We start from the raw sequence: 16,288 nt of genomic DNA on the forward strand, positions 1-16,288 counted from the left end.
TGCTCCATTGACGTCGCTAGTCAAAGATTGATAAGCCTTACACATCGCTCCAAAGAGGGCGGTATCAGGAAGCAAACAATAAACAACCAGGAAGGATATAAGCGATGCTTAGGAAGAGCAGAATCTCTGCTGCGATTGCGTTCGCCTTGGCGAGCCTTGCGGCGGCCCCATCCGTATCTGCCGAAGAAGGGCAGAACGTCGAAAAACTTCAGAAAATCAAAGTCACTGGCTCCCGTATCTCTCGTGTTGAAGTTGAGACCGCGCAACCTGTACAGGTGATGAGCAAGGCCGATATCGAACGAAGTGGTTTAACGTCTGTTGGCGATATTCTGCAGCGCATTCCTGCTATTTCTGGTCAGGCGCAAAGTACATCTGTGAACAACGGTGGCAATGGTACCGTTACCGTAAACCTTCGAGGTTTGGGCACTCAAAGAACGTTGGTGTTGGTGAATGGCAGAAGAATGGTCTATGGCGGGTCGGGCGCGAACTCATCGGTTGATCTGAATACTATTCCTGTTGCGATTATTGAGCGTGTTGAGATCCTTAAAAATGGAGCATCTTCCATTTATGGTGCTGATGCTGTGGGCGGTGTGGTGAACATTATCACCAAGACTGGATTTGATGGATTTGAGCTGAATGGTCAAATTGGTCAAACCAGTAAGTCAGATGCAGAAGCGCACGATGTGAATATGGTCGCAGGTGGCTCAACTGATGTTTCCAACTATGTTTTCTCAGCGGGTCTCGTTGAAGAGAAAGAAGCGATGGCCGGAGCTCGCTCTTTTTCCAATGTCGATTATGAGCATGATGGTGCAGGAGGCCAGTATATTGGTGGTAGTAGTCGTGTTCCTTGGGGCTACTTCAAAACAAGTCAGGGGGTTCTGACAAAGGGGCCTGAAGGTAGCACTAACCTTCGGCCATATGATTCTGTCGCGGATGCCTACAATTATGCTCCGGAGAATTATTTAAAAACGCCAAGCAAGCGTTGGTACACTTCTTTCTTCGGAGATCGTTCTCTGGGGCAATTGGGTGTACTGGGCGAAACAAGATTTTTCTCTGAGGCATCATATTTAAATCGTCAGTCAGATTATTTGTTGGCCGCGACCCCCTTGGCTTCTGGCACTGATGGTTTGAATCCAATCTCGAAAGATAATGCATTCAATACAACTGGTGAAGATATAGCTGATTGGCGGTATCGCACTATTGAAGCCGGTGGTCGAAATCGGATGTTTGACTCATCAACTAGCCGATTGGTATTAGGTTTTGATGGGCAACTTGAAAACTCCTGGACTTGGGATACCGCGTTTGTGTATGGCAAGACCAAAACCACCGAGTCTGAACAAAATGTATTCATGAAGGACCGCATTAATAATGCCATTGGTGCAACATCTGCGGATGGCAAGCAGTGCCTTGACTCCGGTGGAAAAGTGATTGCTGGTTGTGTGCCCTGGAACTTGTTTGGGGGTGGAGGCCTAAGTCAAGACGCGATCAAGTATGCGAGTTTTACCCGTAATGACAATGGTTCAAATGAGCAGCAGTCATTGGAGTTTAACTTGTCTGGTGATTTGCTCGAGTGGCAAGCAGGCACTATCGGATTTGCTACCGGCTATCAGGTACGCAAGGAAAGTGGTGAAACTAATCCAGATGCATTGGTATCCCTGGGTAATGCAACTGGTAATGCAGAAACCGCCACCAAGGGGAGCTATGATGTTAACTCTTTGTATGGCGAGTTGATCGTTCCACTGTTGTCAGATAAGCCTTTTGTAGAGTCCTTGGAAGCGAGTGTCTCTTCACGCTATGATAATTACAGCTCATTTGGTGACAATATCGCAATGGGTTATAGCATTACCTATCGTCCATATAGTGACCTGATGTTGCGTGGTACTTATTCTGATGTGTTCAGAGCGCCGACAATCTCTGATCTGTATAGCGGTAAATCACAGAGCTTTGATCCATTAACTGATCCTACAGGGCAAGATGATGACCCGCAAAAACCAGTTTACTACGGTGGTAATAGCGAGCTAAAACCAGAGCAAGGATATAGTACCTCTTTGGGGGCTGTATATTCCCCTTCGTATATAGAAAATGCATCTCTGACAGTCGATCTCTGGTCGGTTAAACTGGATGACGTCATTGATGTTGTTAATCCTCAGTATATGTTGGATCAGTGTTTTTCTAGTGGCCAGTTCTGCGACAAGATAGATCGCGCGCCAGATGGAAAAATAATGGGGATCGATGCCACCTATGCAAATTTGAATTCGTTGGAAACCAATGGCGTAGATTTTAATGTTAAATATGCCTACGACTTCGATTTTGCAATGCTTGCCGCTAACTGGGAAAACTCATATTTAAAGAAATATGAGGTGACTCAGCCAAATGGTGAAACACTGGATTATGCGGGCACGTTTGTGAGCGACCAAATTGGCAATTATTCAAAGTGGCGCTCAACAATGTCACTGGATCTGTTTAATGAAAAAGTGGGAGGGAGTTGGTCTGCTCGTTATATTAAAGGTGTTACTTATACGGCAGATGACATAGATTTTAATGTCCCTAGTATGGTTTACCATGATTTGAATGCGCGTTATCAGGTGACTAAAGCCTTGCGTTTGACCACCGGGATTAATAACGTGTTTGACAAAACACCACCACTTATCTTGAATGCGCTGTCAGCGAATACAGATACCGTTACTTATGATGTGCTCGGTAGAACTTATTACCTGAGAGCGAACTACAAGTTCTAATCAACCCCGTTGATATACAACCTCAGCCGGCCCGGTCGGGCCGGCTGTGCCCAACGTCCAAGGAAGTTACGGAGATAGGGTAATCCTATGAAGACAAGGACCATTACAATGAAGAAAGCGCTCCTTGGCAGCCTGGTTTCGGCCGCCTTGTTGACCAGCTTCAATCTGAGTGCCGCCACTGCCGGTCAGGCTGTGGACGCTCAAGCCGCCACCAATAATGCATCCAAAGTTTCCCAGCAGAAGATCGACAGCTATGCCGAATCTGCCGAATCCGCACTGGCCCAGTACAAGGCCGCCCTGCGCCAGGTCGACAGTCTGCGCACCTACAACGAGCAGGTGAGCAAGATGGTCGAGTCCCAGAGCGCCGAGCTGGCGTCGATGCAAAAGCAGATCGCCCAGATTGATCAGACCAGCACCGAAGTGGTGCCCCTGATGCTCAAGATGATCGACTCCCTCGAACAATTTGTGTCACTGGATCTGCCGTTCCAGAAGGTCGAGCGCGAGGACCGCGTAGCGGCCCTGACCGACCTGATGAACCGGGCCGATGTCACCATCTCCGAGAAATACCGCAAGATCCTGGAGGCTTACCAGATCGAGGAGGGCTTCAGCCGCACCATCGAATCCTACAAGGCGAGCCTGGACAAGGATGGCAGCGAGAAGACCTACGAGTTCCTGCGGGTTGGCCGTATCGCGTTGCTTTACCAGTCCCCGGATGGCAATGAGACCGGCATGTGGAACAAGAAGACCCGTCAGTGGGAAGAGTTGCCCCAGGAGTATCGCAGTGCGGTTGAACAGGGCCTTCGCATCGCCAAGAAGCAGGCGCCTCCTGCGCTGATCAAGCTGCCGGTTCAAACTGCGGAGAAAGCATCATGAAAGGAATCAAACTTGCTATTGCCTCCCTGATTGCGGGAGCAACCCTGGTCACCCTGCCGGTGACCGCCGCCGAAAAACCGGTGGATCTCAATGCGCTGCTGAACCAGGTCAAGGCCTCCAGCCTAAGCGAATCCCAACTCAACAAGGAGCGGGAAGCCCGCTTCCTGGCTGACAAGAACGAGCAGGGGGCGCTGCTGGCCAAGGCCAAGGCCGAGCTGGCAGCCGAAACCGCCAAGGGCGAGCAGCTCAAGGCGACCTTTGATGCCAACGACAAGCAGTTGACCGAACTGACCGAAACCCTGCGCCAGCGTTCTGGCAACATGGGCGAGATGTTTGGTGTGCTGCGTCAGTTCGCCGGTGAGTTCAAGGGGATCTTCAACGCCTCTGCTCGTCGGGTCGAGCATCCGGAGCAATCCGCCCTGTTGACCCGTCTGGCCGAGAGTAAAGAGCTCCCCTCCAGCGACGATCTGGAAGCGTTCTGGACCACCACCCTCAGCCGCATGGTGGACGGTGGCAAGGTGAGCCAGATCCCGGCGACCGTGGTCTACGGTGAGGGCAACCAGGCCGAGAAGACCGTCACCCAGATCGGCGAGTTCAACACTGTCTCCGAAGGCAAGTACCTCACCTTTGTGCCGGAGACCGGTAAATTCGAGCAGCTCTCCCGTCAACCGGAGAAGAGCGTGCTGGCTCCCATCGCCGAGTTTGAACAGGGCGGTGACGGGGTCAAGCCCATCTTTATCGACCCGTCTCGTGGCGTGATCCTCTCCCTGCTGGTGCAGTCACCGACCCTCAAGGAGCGTATCGATCAGGGTGGTTCCGTGGGTTATGTGATCCTGGCATTGGGGGTCATCGGTACCCTGCTGGCCATCTTCTGCGGTATCCGGCTGTCGCTGATCGGATCGTCCATGCGCAAGCAGCTGAAATCCGATCAGATCATCAAGGGCAACCCCATTGGTGACATGCTGGGGGCCTACCAGAACCATCGCGGTGACAACATCGAGGATCTGGAGTCCAAGCTCGACGAGATCATCCTGCGCAACGTGCCCAAGTTCGAGAAGGGCATCAGCCTCATCAAGCTGATCGCCTCCGTCGCGCCGCTGCTGGGCCTGCTCGGCACCGTAGTGGGGATGATTACCACCTTCCAGGCCATCACATTGTTCGGTACCGGCGATCCCAAGCTGATGGCAGGCGGTATCTCCGAGGCGCTGGTGACCACCATGCAGGGTCTGGTCGTCGCGGTGCCCATGCTGTTCCTCTACACCATTGTGCAAACCCAGAGCCGTCGTCTGATCCAGGTGCTGGAAGAGCAGAGCGCCGGTTTCGTCGCCCGTTATCAGGAACGTCTGCACGCCTCCAAAGCCGCAGCGTAAGGAGTCACCCATGTGGTTCTGGTTGATTGAAGAAGTCGAGTCGGTCCGCCGGTTTTTGGGATTGGGGGGCGATGTACTGGTCGCCCTGTTCTTCCTGACCCTGATGATGTGGGCCCTGTTGCTGGAGCGCTGGTTCTACTTCATGGCGGTCTACCCCAAGCAGGTGAAGCAGACCAAGGCCACCTGGCTGGCCCGCACCGATCATCTCTCCTGGTCTGCCAAGCAGATCCGGCGCGAGCTGGTCTCACGGGTTGCCATGGCGGTGGACAAGGGGATGCCGGTCATCAAGGTGCTGATCGCTCTCTGCCCGTTGATGGGGCTGCTCGGTACCGTGGTGGGGATGGTGCAGGTGTTTGATACCCTGGCCATCACCGGCACAGGTTCGCCGCGGGCGATGGCATCGGGGATCTCCAAAGCAACGGTACCGACCATGGCGGGCATGATTGCCGCCCTTTCCGGCCTGTTTTTTGTCAACCAGCTCGATCACAAGGCCAAACTGGCGGTGCAAAAGCTGGAAGACAACCTGAAACACGGTTGATGCAGGATGCATACCCCCGGCGAGGCATGGCCTGCCGGGGGCACAGAACAAGCAAGGAGTTTCTGCTATGAGAAAACGTTACAGCGACAGCGGTGCTGACGAGGCGGCTATCGATTTGACCCCCATGCTGGACATAGTGTTCATCATGCTGATCTTCTTCATCGTCACCACCTCCTTCGTCAAGGAGTCCGGTGTCGAGATCAACCGTCCCAGTGCCAGCACGGCCGAGACGGTGAAGAAGGGCAATATCATGGTCGCGGTGCGCGAAAACGGTCAGGTCTGGGTCGACAAGCGGGTGGTCGAGGTGGGGGCGGTACGCGCCAACATCGAGCGGCTGCGGGCCGAAAACCCGGAGAGCGCCGTGGTGATCCAGGCCGATAACGAATCCCGTTCCGGTCTGGTGGTGCAGGTCATGGATCAGATCCGCATGGCCGGTGTCCAGAACATCTCCATCGCGGCAGACAAGAGCAGCTGATGCCGGAGAGAGACCTATGAGATACCTGATATCGTTGGCGGTCTCCTGTGTGGTGGTGTTCTTTCTGTTTCTGGGAATGAACAAGCTGATCACACCGGATCACCGGGAGCTGGTGGAGAAGGATGACGTCACCATGACCGATTTCATCCGCCTCAAGCCCCAGGAGACCCTGCAAGAGAAACAGCGGGAGCTGCCCAAACCGCCGCCGCCCAAGCGTCCGCCGCCTCCTCCCGAGATGGAAGTGGCCAGCACGGATCGGCCGAAGATGGATAGCGCGCCGATGGACATGCCCAAGCTCGACATCCCGGTCAACATCGGTGGTGGCAATGCGCTCGGTGCCTACAGCACCGGCGGTGGTGGTGGCGGCGTCGGTGGCAACAACGGTGCCATTCCGCTGGCAACCTTCGAGCCCATGATGCCCCGCAAGGCGGCACTGGCAGGTCTGGCTTCCGGCAAGGTATTGGTGGAGTTCACCGTCACCGAGCGCGGCACCGTCAGCAACGTGCGGATCGTCAAGGAAGAGCCGCGCAGCTATGACCTCGGCAAAGAGGCGCGCAAAACCATCGCCAAGTGGACGTTCAAACCGGCCATGGTGGATGGCAAGCCGCAGGCGAGCCGTATGCAGCAAGAGATCGAGTTTGCGGTCAACTAAGGAAGGTGGCGATGAACAAGTTACACAAGATGATCCTCGCCCCGGTCGCCATGGCGGTGCTGCTCAGCACCGCCAGTTGGGCTGCCGAGCAGCCGACCCTGTCGGATCGGGCCTATCGGGCGGTCAACAAGGCGCAGGAGCTGATCACCGAGAAGAAATACAGCGAGGCAAATGCCAAGTTGCAAGATGCGCTCTCTGGCGCGGGCGAGCGGGTCTACGACAAGGGGGTCATCTTGCAGACCCTCGGTTTCGTGGCCGCCCAGCAGGAGAAATACGGTCAGGCGACCAAGTACTTTGCCGATGCCATCGCGACAGGCGGTCTGCCGCCACCGGTGGCCCAGCAGGTGCGCTACAACCTGGCCCAGCTCTACATGGCAGAGGGCAATTATCAAGGCTCGATCAAGACCATGAAGGAGTGGTTTGCCAACCAGGGCAAGGATGACAAGCCCAACTCCCATGCCTATATCACCCTGGCCAACGCCCACGTGCAGCTCAAGCAGTACCGTGACGCGATCCCGGCGGTGGATCAGGCGATCAAGCTCTCGGCAGGTAAAGCGCCGGAGTCCTGGTATCTGCTGAAGATGGGCGCTCACTACGAGCTGAAACAGTACAAACCGGCGACCGAGGTACTGACCTCTCTGGTCAACATGTTCCCGGAGAAGAAGAAGTACTGGACCCAGCTGTCGGCCATGCATATGCAGGCGGGGAATGATGGCAAGGCACTGGCGGCGCTGGAGTCGGCCTACAACCTTGGCATGCTGACCGAGGCAGCCGAGCTGCAGCGTCTCGCCAACTACCTCGCCTTCAGCGGCATTCCCCATCGCGCCGCACGGGTGATGGAGAAGGGGATGAAGGAGGGGGTGATTGAGCAGAGCGCCAGCAACTACAAGACCCTGGCGAACTACTGGCATCAGGCCAAGGAGCTGGATCCGGCCATCGACACCCTGGCCAAGTCCTATCAGCTGGCCCCGAGCGCCGAATTGCAGTTGAAAATGGCGCGCATGATGATCCAGAGCAAACGCTATCAGGATCTGGTGGCGCTGGCCGCCAAACCGGCGGCCAATGCCAATGGTGAGCAGCGTGCGGATCTCAAGTTCCTGACCGGGGTCGCCTATTTTGAGCAACAAAAGCCGAAGGAGGCCCTCAACGCCTTCACCCAGGCGGCTCAGAATGGCAACGTCAGCGGTCGGGCATCCCCTTGGATCAGCTTCCTCAAGGAGCAGAGTGGCGCGGGGGAGGCAACCGTCCAGTAATGCCAATGACAACTACCTGTAGTCCCTTTTATGGTTGCCTGGTGGCTCCATTAACCGCTCTTCGGAGCGGTTTTTTTATGGCGGCAGCCAGCACCTGCTGGTGGCCAATGCGCTGTTTCATCCCTTTCACGGCAATAAAGTGCCACTGCCTGCATTGGCTTATCTCCCCGAATGTGACAAACGTTTTAGCCACCGCGGCAACCGTGACACCAGGTGGCGCAGCGAGTGGTTGACGGGTAAGCGGGGGGGCCTGCTCGCTGGGCACCAGTACCGTTCATCTTTCTCTCAGCTGCGACTTGCTAGGGTGGCTTTTGCTCTGTTGAGAAGCGTCACACCGAAAACGGCCACTTTTAACAAGAAAAGCAACATATCGAAGTTGAAATTTTGGCCGACTCAGGAAAGAATGCGCGCTCGGTTATTGGCGCCGTGGTGCAGGTTGACCCGCCACCGGCAGACCGAGGATAAGACGGCCTCCGGCCCATTTGGTACAGGAAACCACACAGGAATTTTATGAATCCCCTTCGCACTGCCGCTTCGGCCCTTTTATGCACATTTGCGCTGGTCAGCCAGCAGGCTGCCGCCGTCGAGTACCGTCTGCCTGCGGCCAACAGCCGCCTGATCGGTGAAAACCAGCAATACGTGGTGCCTGCGGACAACCGTCCGCTGGAGCAGATCGCCTCCGACTTCCAGCTGGGTCTGACCAACATCATGGAAGCCAACCCGGGTGTTGATCCCTATCTGCCTAAGGCGGGTAGCACCCTGATCATCCCCCACCAGCTGATCCTGCCCAACGCGCCGCGCGAAGGGATCGTCATCAACGTCGCCGAGATGCGTCTCTACTACTACCCGAAAGGGAAGAACGTGGTGGAAGTGCTGCCCATCGGCATCGGCCAACTGGGGGTCAACACCCCGGAGAACTGGATCACCAAGGTAGAGCGCAAGCGCGCCAACCCGACCTGGACCCCGACCGAGAACATCCGTCGCCGCTATGCCGCCCAGGGCAAGACCCTGCCTGCAGTATGGCCAGCCGGCCCGGATAACCCCATGGGTCTGCACGCCCTCTACATCGGCAACCTCTATGCCATCCACGGCACCAACGCCACCTTCGGTATCGGTCTGCGGGTGAGCAGCGGTTGTGTGCGTCTGCGCGCCGACGACATCAAGTATCTGTTCGACAACGTGCCGGTCGGCACCCGTGTCCAGTTCGTCAACCAGCCGGTCAAGACCACGGTCGAGCCGGATGGCGGTCGCTACATGGAAGTACACGAGCCGCTGTCGCGCAACGAAGAGGAGTTCAACTCCACCGCTTCCGTGCCGCTTCCGATGACCCCGGCCATTACCCGCTTCATCGCTCACGCCGAGTCTGACTCCAACGTGGTCAAGCAGGTACTGGAACAGCGTACCGGTATGCCGACCCGCCTCAATCCCTGATTGAGCAAGTTGGCGGTGCCGCTGGCACTCGTAGGATAAAGAAAACGGCGACCATCTGGTCGCCGTTTTTTATGAGGCATTCGCCGCTTGCTTACTGCACGCAAACCGGGCAGAAGGCGTAGGTGCCTTGCGGATCATTGAAGCGGGTGAGCGGGTCGAGGCTGCGGTTCACTTCCACCAGCGCCTTGCCAAATCCCGCTGGCAACCAGCTTTGCAACTGCGGAGCCAGCACTTGGGCGCTGCTGTCGAACAGCTGGCGCAGGAACTTGTCTTTGGCTGACTCCTCCTGCTCGATGGGGGTCACCTGCCACTCCTTGAGGTTGGCCAGTTCGGCTGCGGCCTTGATGGCGTCATCCAGATTGCCGAACTCGTCCACCAGACCCAGGGTCTTGGCGTCTTCGCCGGTCCAGACCCGGCCTTCGGCCGCTTTCTCGGCCTCTTCCGGGCTCAGGCCGCGGCCCTTGCTGACCAGACCGATGAAGCGCTGATAGGTATCTTCCACGCTCAACTGGATCGCCTGACCGACGTGATCCGGCAGGGCGCGGGTCGGGCCTACGCCGACGTAATCTGTGGTGCCGACCCCGTCGGTGTGTACCCCGAACTGGGCCAGTGCCTTGTCGATGGTGGCGAACATGCCGAACACCCCGATGGAGCCGGTGAGAGTGGTCGGGAAGGCAAAAATCTTGTCCGCATCGGCGGAGATCCAGTAGCCACCGGAGGCGGCATAGCTGCCCATGGAAACCACCACCGGCTTGCCTGCTTGTTTCAGGGCCAGCAGCTCGGCGCGGATCTGCTCAGCGGCAAAGGCGCTGCCGCCCGGGCTGTCGACCCGCAAGACCACGGCTTTAACCTTGTCATCGCGGCGGGCATCGGCCAGCAGATCGGAGAGGGTATCACCGCCTATGGTACCGGCAGGCTGCACGCCATCCATGATGGCGCCGCTGGCGACCACCAAACCCACCTCATCCTTGCCGCTCTGGGGATATTGTTCCGGGATGGCTGCCAGATACTCTTTCAGGCCGACCCCTTTCCAGCCGTGATCGTCCGCTTCACCGACCTCTTTAATGACCGCCTGGGTCATCTCGTCGCGGGTAGCCAGCTGATCCACCAGACCGTTGTCGAGGGCGTAGTTGGCGGCATTGCCACCGGCTTTGCGCAGCAGCTCGAGGAAGCGCTCTTTGCCCGGTGCGACCGCATCGGGTTCGATCTCCCGCTGTTCGGCGACATCCGCCACATAGGATTGCCACAGCTGATCTAGCCAGCGCTGGTTTGCCTCCTTGCTCTCGGGGGACATCTCGTCGCGGGTATAGGGCTCGACGAAGGATTTGTAGGTGCCGACCTTGAACACGTGCGGGGTGATGTTGAGCTTCTCCAGTGCCGACTTGAAGTAGGTCTGGTAGACACCAAGCCCCTCGATCACCACGGCGCCACTCTGGTTGAGCAGCACGTGATCGGCGTGGGCCGCCAGCAGGTACTGGCCCTGGCTATAGAAGTCGGCCATGGCGATCACCGGTTTGCCGCTCTCCCGGAAGGAGTCGATGGCGCGCGCCACCTCCTGCAGTTTGCTGAAGTTGGCCCCCTGCAGCCCTTGCGGCTTGATCACCAGCGCCTTGATGCGCTCGTCATCCTTGGCACTCTTGATGGCCCACAGCAGGTCGGAGAGAACGATCTCGCTCGGTTGCTCGTCGCTGCTGTCCATCTGGCGCAGCAGTTGTACGGTGGGATCGGTCTGGGAGCGTTGCTCCACCAGCACCCCGTTGAGATTGAGGGTCAGCGCCCCTTCGATGGGAGCCTGAGGGGCCTCTTTCTGGCTGACGCTGAAGACGATGACCAGCACTACGATGAGAAACAGCAGATTGACCAGCATCAGCCGGGTGAAATTGAGCAGGCGCCACAGGCTGCGGAACAACCAACCCAGACCTTTGAAAATAGACATAGTCGCGTTATCGCCCTGTTAATGGGTAAAGAAGGGTCATTATTAACCAGTTGCGGGCGAAATTGCCATTTCCCACTGGCGGATCCCGCCTATCTTCGTTCAGGGCACGGCTGTTCGCTGAAAATTTGTCCAAACATTTGTTTGAAAAAGGATTTTCGATTCTTTACTCTAGCCTCAGTTTGATAACAAAAAATTAACTGGAGGCATCGTGAGCCGCTATCCGACCCTGCTGACCCCGCTCGACCTTGGCTTTACCCAGCTGCGCAACCGGGTGTTGGGCGTTGTTCCATGCACCCAGGCCTTAAAGAGGAAGGCATCATGAGTCGCTATCCCCATCTGCTGACGCCCCTTGACCTCGGTTTTACCCAGCTGCGCAACCGGGTGTTGATGGGCTCCATGCACACTGGCCTCGAAGAGGAGAAGGGCGGTTTTGACAAGCTGGCTGCCTTCTATGCCGAGCGGGCCCGCGGTGGTGTTGGCCTTATCGTCACCGGCGGTATCGCCCCCAATCTGCGCGGTCGGCTGGTGCCTCACGGCTCCCAGCTGAGCTTTCCCTGGCAGGTGAGCAAGCACAAGAAGGTGACCAGCGCCGTGCATCAGGAGGGGGGCAAAATAGCGCTGCAGATCCTCCATGCCGGTCGCTACGCCTACCATCCCTTCAGTCTGGCGCCGAGCGCCCTCAAGGCGCCCATCTCCCCGTTCAAGCCGCGCGCTATGAGCGAGCGGCAGATCCGCGGCACCATTCGCGACTTCGCGGCCACTGCCGCGTTGGCAAAGGCGGCCGGTTATGACGGCGTCGAGGTGATGGGCTCGGAAGGCTATCTCATCAACCAGTTCATCTGCGAGCGCACCAACAAGCGCACCGATGGCTGGGGCGGCAGCAGCGAAAACCGGATGCGCTTCCCGGTGGAAATTGTTCGCGCCATCCGCGAGCGGGTCGGCACCGACTTCATCATTATCTTCCGCCTCTCCATGCTCGATCTGGTGGAGCAGGGCTCGACCCTGGAAGAGGTGATTGCGCTAGGCAAAGCGCTGGAAGCGGTGGGGGTGACCCTGATCAACACTGGCATCGGCTGGCACGAGGCGCGTATTCCCACCATCGCCACCAGCGTGCCGCGCGGCGCCTTCAGCTGGGTCACTGCCGAGCTGAAAAAGCATCTCACCGTGCCGCTTATCACCACCAACCGGATCAACACCCCGGAGGTGGCCGAGCGCATTCTGGTGGGCGGCGAGGCGGATATGGTCTCCATGGCGCGCCCCTTCCTGGCGGATCCCGAATTTGTCATCAAGGCGGCCGAGAATCGGGCGGACGAGATCAACACCTGCATCGCCTGCAACCAGGCTTGCCTTGACCATGTCTTCAAGCAGAAGCGGGCCTCCTGTCTGGTCAATCCCCGCGCCTGTTTCGAGACCGAGCTGACCTTTGGCCGCGTGCCACAGCCCAAGAAGCTGGCGGTTGTGGGGGCAGGCCCGGCCGGGCTGGCGTTTGCCTGCTACGCCGCCGAGCGCGGCCATCAGGTGAGCCTGTTCGATCAGGCGAGCGAAATCGGCGGCCAGTTCAATTTCGCCAAGCAGATCCCCGGCAAGGAGGAGTTTCACGAGACCCTGCGCTATTTCGCCAAGCGGTTGGAGAAGTGCGGCGTCGAGCTTTACCTTGGTCAGCGCCAGAGTGCCGAGAGCCTGCTCGGCGGCGGTTTTGACGAGGTGATCCTCGCCACCGGTATCCGTCCGCGCACCCCCAATATTCCGGGGATCGAGCATCCCAAGGTATTGAACTACCTCGATGTATTGCGGGATCACAAGCCGGTCGGTGATAAGGTGGCGGTGATCGGCGCTGGCGGTATCGGCTTCGATGTGGCCGAATTCCTTGTGGAGAAAAGGGTTGAGACAGATGCCGGGAGCCACCGTGATCACTGGCTCAAGGAGTGGGGCATTGACAAGCAACTCGGCGAGCGTGGCGGCCTCACGACTCCTGAAATCGACGCCCCCGAGCGCCAGATCTGGCTGCTCCAGCGCAAGGAGAGCAAGGTGGGTGACGGCCTTGGCAAGACCACCGGCTGGATCCACCGTACCGTGCTCAAGAACCGCAAGGTGCAGATGCTCTCCGGGGTGCAATATCTGGGGATCGATGACGAGGGCTTGCACATTCAGGTGGGCGGGACCAAGCAGTGTCTGCCGGTGGATCAGGTGATAGTCTGCGCCGGGCAGGAGCCCCTCAAGGAGCTGCAGGCCGGGTTGCAGGCGGTAGGCAAGCCGGTGCACATCATCGGCGGTGCCGACGTGGCTGCCGAGCTGGATGCCAAGCGGGCCATCCGCCAGGGGGCCGAGCTGGCTGCGGTTATCTAGCCAGCTGTGCCATCCTGCCCTTTATAGTGCGATAAACCCCTGAGCCTCAGGGGTTTTCTTCATTCGGTGCTGTGCTAAGGTAGCGCCATCATTGCCCCAGAGAAGGAATTGCCCATGGATGCCCTCACCCTGTTGCTCAACCGCCACTCCTGTGGCCGCCTGACCACACCCGCACCGAGTGGTGAGGTGCTCGACAATATCCTCAAGGCGGGCCTGCGCGCGCCGGATCACGGCACCCTGACTCCCTGGCAATTCATTCTGTTTGAAGGGGAGGGGCGCGAGCGGTTGGGCAAGCTGTTGGCCGAGGCTGCCCGTGCTCGTGGCGAGGATGACGATAGCGTCAAGAAGTGCAGCGAAGCGCCGCTGCGGGCGCCCTTGGTCGTGGCGGTGGCAACCCGTTATCAGGAGCACCCCAAGGTGCCGAAACTGGAGCAGGAGCTCTCCGCCGGTTGCGCCCTGATGGCAATGCAGATGGCGGCGCAGGCGCAGGGCTTCAACGGCATCTGGCGCTCCGGCTGGTTTATCTTCGATGCGCAGATCAACAAGGGACTGGGATTGGCGGCGGAAGATCAGCTGGTGGGCTTCCTCTACCTCGGCACCCCCATGCTGGAAGCGCGCAAACTGCGCGAACTGCCGCGCGATGAGTTTGTCCGCCGTTTCTGACACTTCGGTCACGTTGCGCTAGAAAAAAGTAAAGCCTCGAGAAATCGGGGCTTTTTTGTTTAACCGTGAATAGTAACCAGAGTGGTTGGGGAAAATAAATGGGTCAAAGAGGCTTCGCGTGCCATAGCAGGTAATTATTTAAATAGTGCGATGTACCTCGCAATCCTGTTGTATTTCACTATGTAAAACGTTTGCGCATTCGATAATATCTCCCTGCCAGTTTAGAAGGGCACTCCTTCTAATTTTTCTGCGATGAGAGTCGCAATTCCGTAGCACCTTTTAACAGCCCAACGTCTTCGTGACATTGGGCTTTATTTTTTATGAGGTGTCGGGGCGGCGGTGAGCTGATGGCGGCATCGGCTCACCGCCCGGTGGCTACCTTATGCCCTGTTTTTGGCGGGCAGGATCCGGGCCGGGTTGCCGACTACCCGGGCACCGGCCGGTACATCTTTGGTGACTACAGCACCCGCGCCGACGATCGCCTCTCGCCCTATGGTGACACCGGGCAGCAAGATGGCGCCGCCCCCAATCCAGACCTTATCTTCAATGGTGACCGGCAGCGCCGTCTCTGTTCCCTGAATCCGTTCGTCGGCCTCCAGTGCATGGGCTGCGGTATAGATCTGCACATTTGGCCCAATCATCACGTTGGCGCCGATGCGGATGGGGGCATTATCCAGCAGGGTCGCCCCCATATTGATGTAGGAGTCCTTGCCTAGGTGGATGTGGCGGCCATAGGTACAGTAGAGGGGCGGGCAGATAAAGGCGTTCTCTGCCAGTTCGCCAACCAGCTCCGCCAGCTGTGTCCGCTGCTCTGCGTCCTCTTCCGCCTGATTGAAACGGCGGTAGCGCCGTGCCGCCTCCAAGCGCAACTGGGCCAACTCGGGGGCCATGCAGTTGTACGGTTGGCTGCTGATCATCTTCTGGTATTCGCTCATGGAGGTTCCTTTCCTTCATCTGTCATGGGATTGGATATTGGCGCCAATACGGCAGGAGGAACGTGATCATCCACCCGATACGGGCAGAACCAGATTGGCAGGTCTGCCTTCGGCAAAGGCCAGAACATTCTCGAACGCCACGCGAAAGTAGAGTTCGTAGCTGTTTTGCTCCACATAGCCGAGATGAGGTGTCGCCAATACGTTGGGCAGGCGCAGCAGGGGCTCGTTTTGTGGCGTTGCCGGTTCGATGTCAAACACATCGATCGCGGCCCGTTTCCCAGGATGGTTGCATAGCTCCGCATAGAGGGCGCCCGGCTCGATAAGTTCGGCCCGGCTGGTATTGACCAGCAGAGAGTCACCTTTCATGCGGGTCAGATCTGCGCGGGTAACAGCGCCGCGGGTTGTCTCGCTCAGGCGCAGATGCAGTGTGAGGATATCGGCTTGACTGAAGAACGCCTCCTTGCCAGAGGCGCTGGCATAGCCATCCAGCTCGGCCTGCCTTCGCGAAGCCTCACTGCCCCATATCAGTACCGACATGCCAAATGCCTTGCCATAGCGGGCGATCCGCTGGCCTATCTTGCCGTAGCCCCAGATGCCGAGTGTCAGGCCATGCAGAGTGCGTCCCAAACCGAGGCTGCCGGATTGCTGCCATTGACCTTGGCCCAGCGCTTGGCTGTAAGCCGGAATATGGCGGGAGGCGGCCATGATGAGCGCCCAGCAGAGCTCGGCGGGGGCAATGGGGCTGCCTACGCCTTCTGCCACGGCAACGCCGTACCGCTGGCACAGTGCCGGGTCGATATGCTGGCTGATTTTGCCGGTCTGGCTGATGAGTTTAAGGGTGGGAAGCCGCATCAGCAGTTGTTCGTCGATGCGGGTACGCTCGCGGATCAGCACCAGTGCTTCCACATCTGCCAGCTTGGCTGCAAGTCGCGCCGGATCCGGTTCGCTCTGGTTGAGGATGATAACGTCATGAGCTGCAAGCAGCGCAAAGCAGGGGAGGTGGCGCACCTGATCCTGATAGTCATCCAGAATGGCAATCCGCATAAGAAGTCCCTCTCGGTTGCGTTGGCTCGGATCG

General features: G+C 57.9%; 13 protein-coding genes. 10 read left to right on the forward strand and 3 right to left on the reverse strand.

Going from position 1 to position 16,288, the window contains the following annotated elements:
* The first annotated feature begins 104 nt into the window (after window positions 1-104).
* The 8 genes from PG888_RS11690 (at window position 105) to PG888_RS11725 (ending at window position 9,330) form a co-directional block, all read left to right on the forward strand.
* Complete coding sequence (locus PG888_RS11690; RefSeq protein WP_042656689.1) at window positions 105-2,738, forward strand: TonB-dependent receptor; 2,634 nt, start codon at window positions 105-107, stop codon at window positions 2,736-2,738.
* A 108-nt stretch (window positions 2,739-2,846) separates the two neighbouring features.
* Entirely contained in the window at window positions 2,847-3,611 is a 765-nt protein-coding gene (locus tag PG888_RS11695) for a DUF3450 domain-containing protein (protein ID WP_042656690.1), read from the forward strand.
* Window positions 3,608-4,981, forward strand: coding sequence for a MotA/TolQ/ExbB proton channel family protein (locus tag PG888_RS11700; protein ID WP_270693413.1), 1,374 nt, complete (start codon window positions 3,608-3,610; stop codon window positions 4,979-4,981). The genes PG888_RS11695 and PG888_RS11700 overlap by 4 nt, the downstream gene beginning before the upstream one ends.
* Window positions 4,982-4,991: 10 nt before the next feature.
* Complete coding sequence (locus tag PG888_RS11705) at window positions 4,992-5,519, forward strand: MotA/TolQ/ExbB proton channel family protein (RefSeq protein WP_005338936.1); 528 nt, start codon at window positions 4,992-4,994, stop codon at window positions 5,517-5,519.
* 67 nt (window positions 5,520-5,586) lie between these two features.
* Window positions 5,587-5,994: an ExbD/TolR family protein gene (locus PG888_RS11710; RefSeq protein WP_005338933.1), complete on the forward strand. Its 408-nt coding sequence runs from the start codon at window positions 5,587-5,589 to the stop codon at window positions 5,992-5,994.
* Window positions 5,995-6,010: 16 nt separating this feature from the next.
* Entirely contained in the window at window positions 6,011-6,646 is a 636-nt protein-coding gene (locus PG888_RS11715) for an energy transducer TonB (RefSeq protein ID WP_042656692.1), read from the forward strand.
* 11 nt (window positions 6,647-6,657) lie between these two features.
* Window positions 6,658-7,899: a tetratricopeptide repeat protein gene (locus tag PG888_RS11720; RefSeq protein WP_182938939.1), complete on the forward strand. Its 1,242-nt coding sequence runs from the start codon at window positions 6,658-6,660 to the stop codon at window positions 7,897-7,899.
* Window positions 7,900-8,409: 510 nt separating this feature from the next.
* Entirely contained in the window at window positions 8,410-9,330 is a 921-nt protein-coding gene (locus PG888_RS11725) for a L,D-transpeptidase family protein (RefSeq protein WP_042656694.1), read from the forward strand.
* A 91-nt stretch (window positions 9,331-9,421) separates the two neighbouring features.
* On the opposite strand, the gene sppA is transcribed toward PG888_RS11725, so the two are convergent.
* The gene (sppA, locus tag PG888_RS11730) at window positions 9,422-11,266 is read right to left on the reverse strand and encodes a signal peptide peptidase SppA (protein ID WP_182938940.1); all 1,845 of its coding nucleotides are present in this window, start codon (window positions 11,264-11,266) and stop codon (window positions 9,422-9,424) included.
* Window positions 11,267-11,584: 318 nt separating this feature from the next.
* Between sppA and PG888_RS11735 the strand changes: the two genes are divergently transcribed.
* Window positions 11,585-13,612, forward strand: a complete 2,028-nt coding sequence (locus tag PG888_RS11735) for an NADPH-dependent 2,4-dienoyl-CoA reductase (protein ID WP_182938941.1) — start codon at window positions 11,585-11,587, stop codon at window positions 13,610-13,612.
* Between the two features lie 114 nt (window positions 13,613-13,726).
* Complete coding sequence (locus PG888_RS11740) at window positions 13,727-14,275, forward strand: NAD(P)H nitroreductase (protein WP_042060031.1); 549 nt, start codon at window positions 13,727-13,729, stop codon at window positions 14,273-14,275.
* 380 nt (window positions 14,276-14,655) lie between these two features.
* On the opposite strand, the gene PG888_RS11745 is transcribed toward PG888_RS11740, so the two are convergent.
* Together PG888_RS11745 and PG888_RS11750 are read right to left on the reverse strand one after the other, a co-directional pair.
* Window positions 14,656-15,210 carry a sugar O-acetyltransferase gene (locus tag PG888_RS11745; protein WP_182938942.1) on the reverse strand — a complete coding sequence of 185 codons (555 nt, stop codon included), beginning with the start codon at window positions 15,208-15,210 and terminating at the stop codon, window positions 14,656-14,658.
* A gap of 66 nt (window positions 15,211-15,276) precedes the next feature.
* The gene (locus tag PG888_RS11750) at window positions 15,277-16,254 is read right to left on the reverse strand and encodes a D-2-hydroxyacid dehydrogenase family protein (protein WP_234601234.1); all 978 of its coding nucleotides are present in this window, start codon (window positions 16,252-16,254) and stop codon (window positions 15,277-15,279) included.
* Between the last annotated feature and the right edge of the window lie 34 nt (window positions 16,255-16,288).

This window comes from Aeromonas sp. QDB23, from assembly GCF_027707745.1.
Taxonomy (GTDB): Bacteria; Pseudomonadota; Gammaproteobacteria; order Enterobacterales; family Aeromonadaceae; genus Aeromonas; species Aeromonas allosaccharophila.

Coding starts and splice junctions, on each gene's coding strand:
- PG888_RS11720 (WP_182938939.1), top strand. CDS start 6,658: ATGAACAAGTTACACAAGATGATCCTCGCCCCGGTCGCCATGGCGGTG.
- PG888_RS11725 (WP_042656694.1), top strand. CDS start 8,410: ATGAATCCCCTTCGCACTGCCGCTTCGGCCCTTTTATGCACATTTGCG.
- PG888_RS11750 (WP_234601234.1), bottom strand. CDS start 16,254: ATGCGGATTGCCATTCTGGATGACTATCAGGATCAGGTGCGCCACCTC.
- PG888_RS11700 (WP_270693413.1), top strand. CDS start 3,608: ATGAAAGGAATCAAACTTGCTATTGCCTCCCTGATTGCGGGAGCAACC.
- PG888_RS11710 (WP_005338933.1), top strand. CDS start 5,587: ATGAGAAAACGTTACAGCGACAGCGGTGCTGACGAGGCGGCTATCGAT.
- PG888_RS11740 (WP_042060031.1), top strand. CDS start 13,727: ATGGATGCCCTCACCCTGTTGCTCAACCGCCACTCCTGTGGCCGCCTG.
- PG888_RS11695 (WP_042656690.1), top strand. CDS start 2,847: ATGAAGAAAGCGCTCCTTGGCAGCCTGGTTTCGGCCGCCTTGTTGACC.
- sppA (WP_182938940.1), bottom strand. CDS start 11,266: ATGTCTATTTTCAAAGGTCTGGGTTGGTTGTTCCGCAGCCTGTGGCGC.
- PG888_RS11735 (WP_182938941.1), top strand. CDS start 11,585: ATGAGTCGCTATCCCCATCTGCTGACGCCCCTTGACCTCGGTTTTACC.
- PG888_RS11715 (WP_042656692.1), top strand. CDS start 6,011: ATGAGATACCTGATATCGTTGGCGGTCTCCTGTGTGGTGGTGTTCTTT.
- PG888_RS11745 (WP_182938942.1), bottom strand. CDS start 15,210: ATGAGCGAATACCAGAAGATGATCAGCAGCCAACCGTACAACTGCATG.
- PG888_RS11705 (WP_005338936.1), top strand. CDS start 4,992: ATGTGGTTCTGGTTGATTGAAGAAGTCGAGTCGGTCCGCCGGTTTTTG.
- PG888_RS11690 (WP_042656689.1), top strand. CDS start 105: ATGCTTAGGAAGAGCAGAATCTCTGCTGCGATTGCGTTCGCCTTGGCG.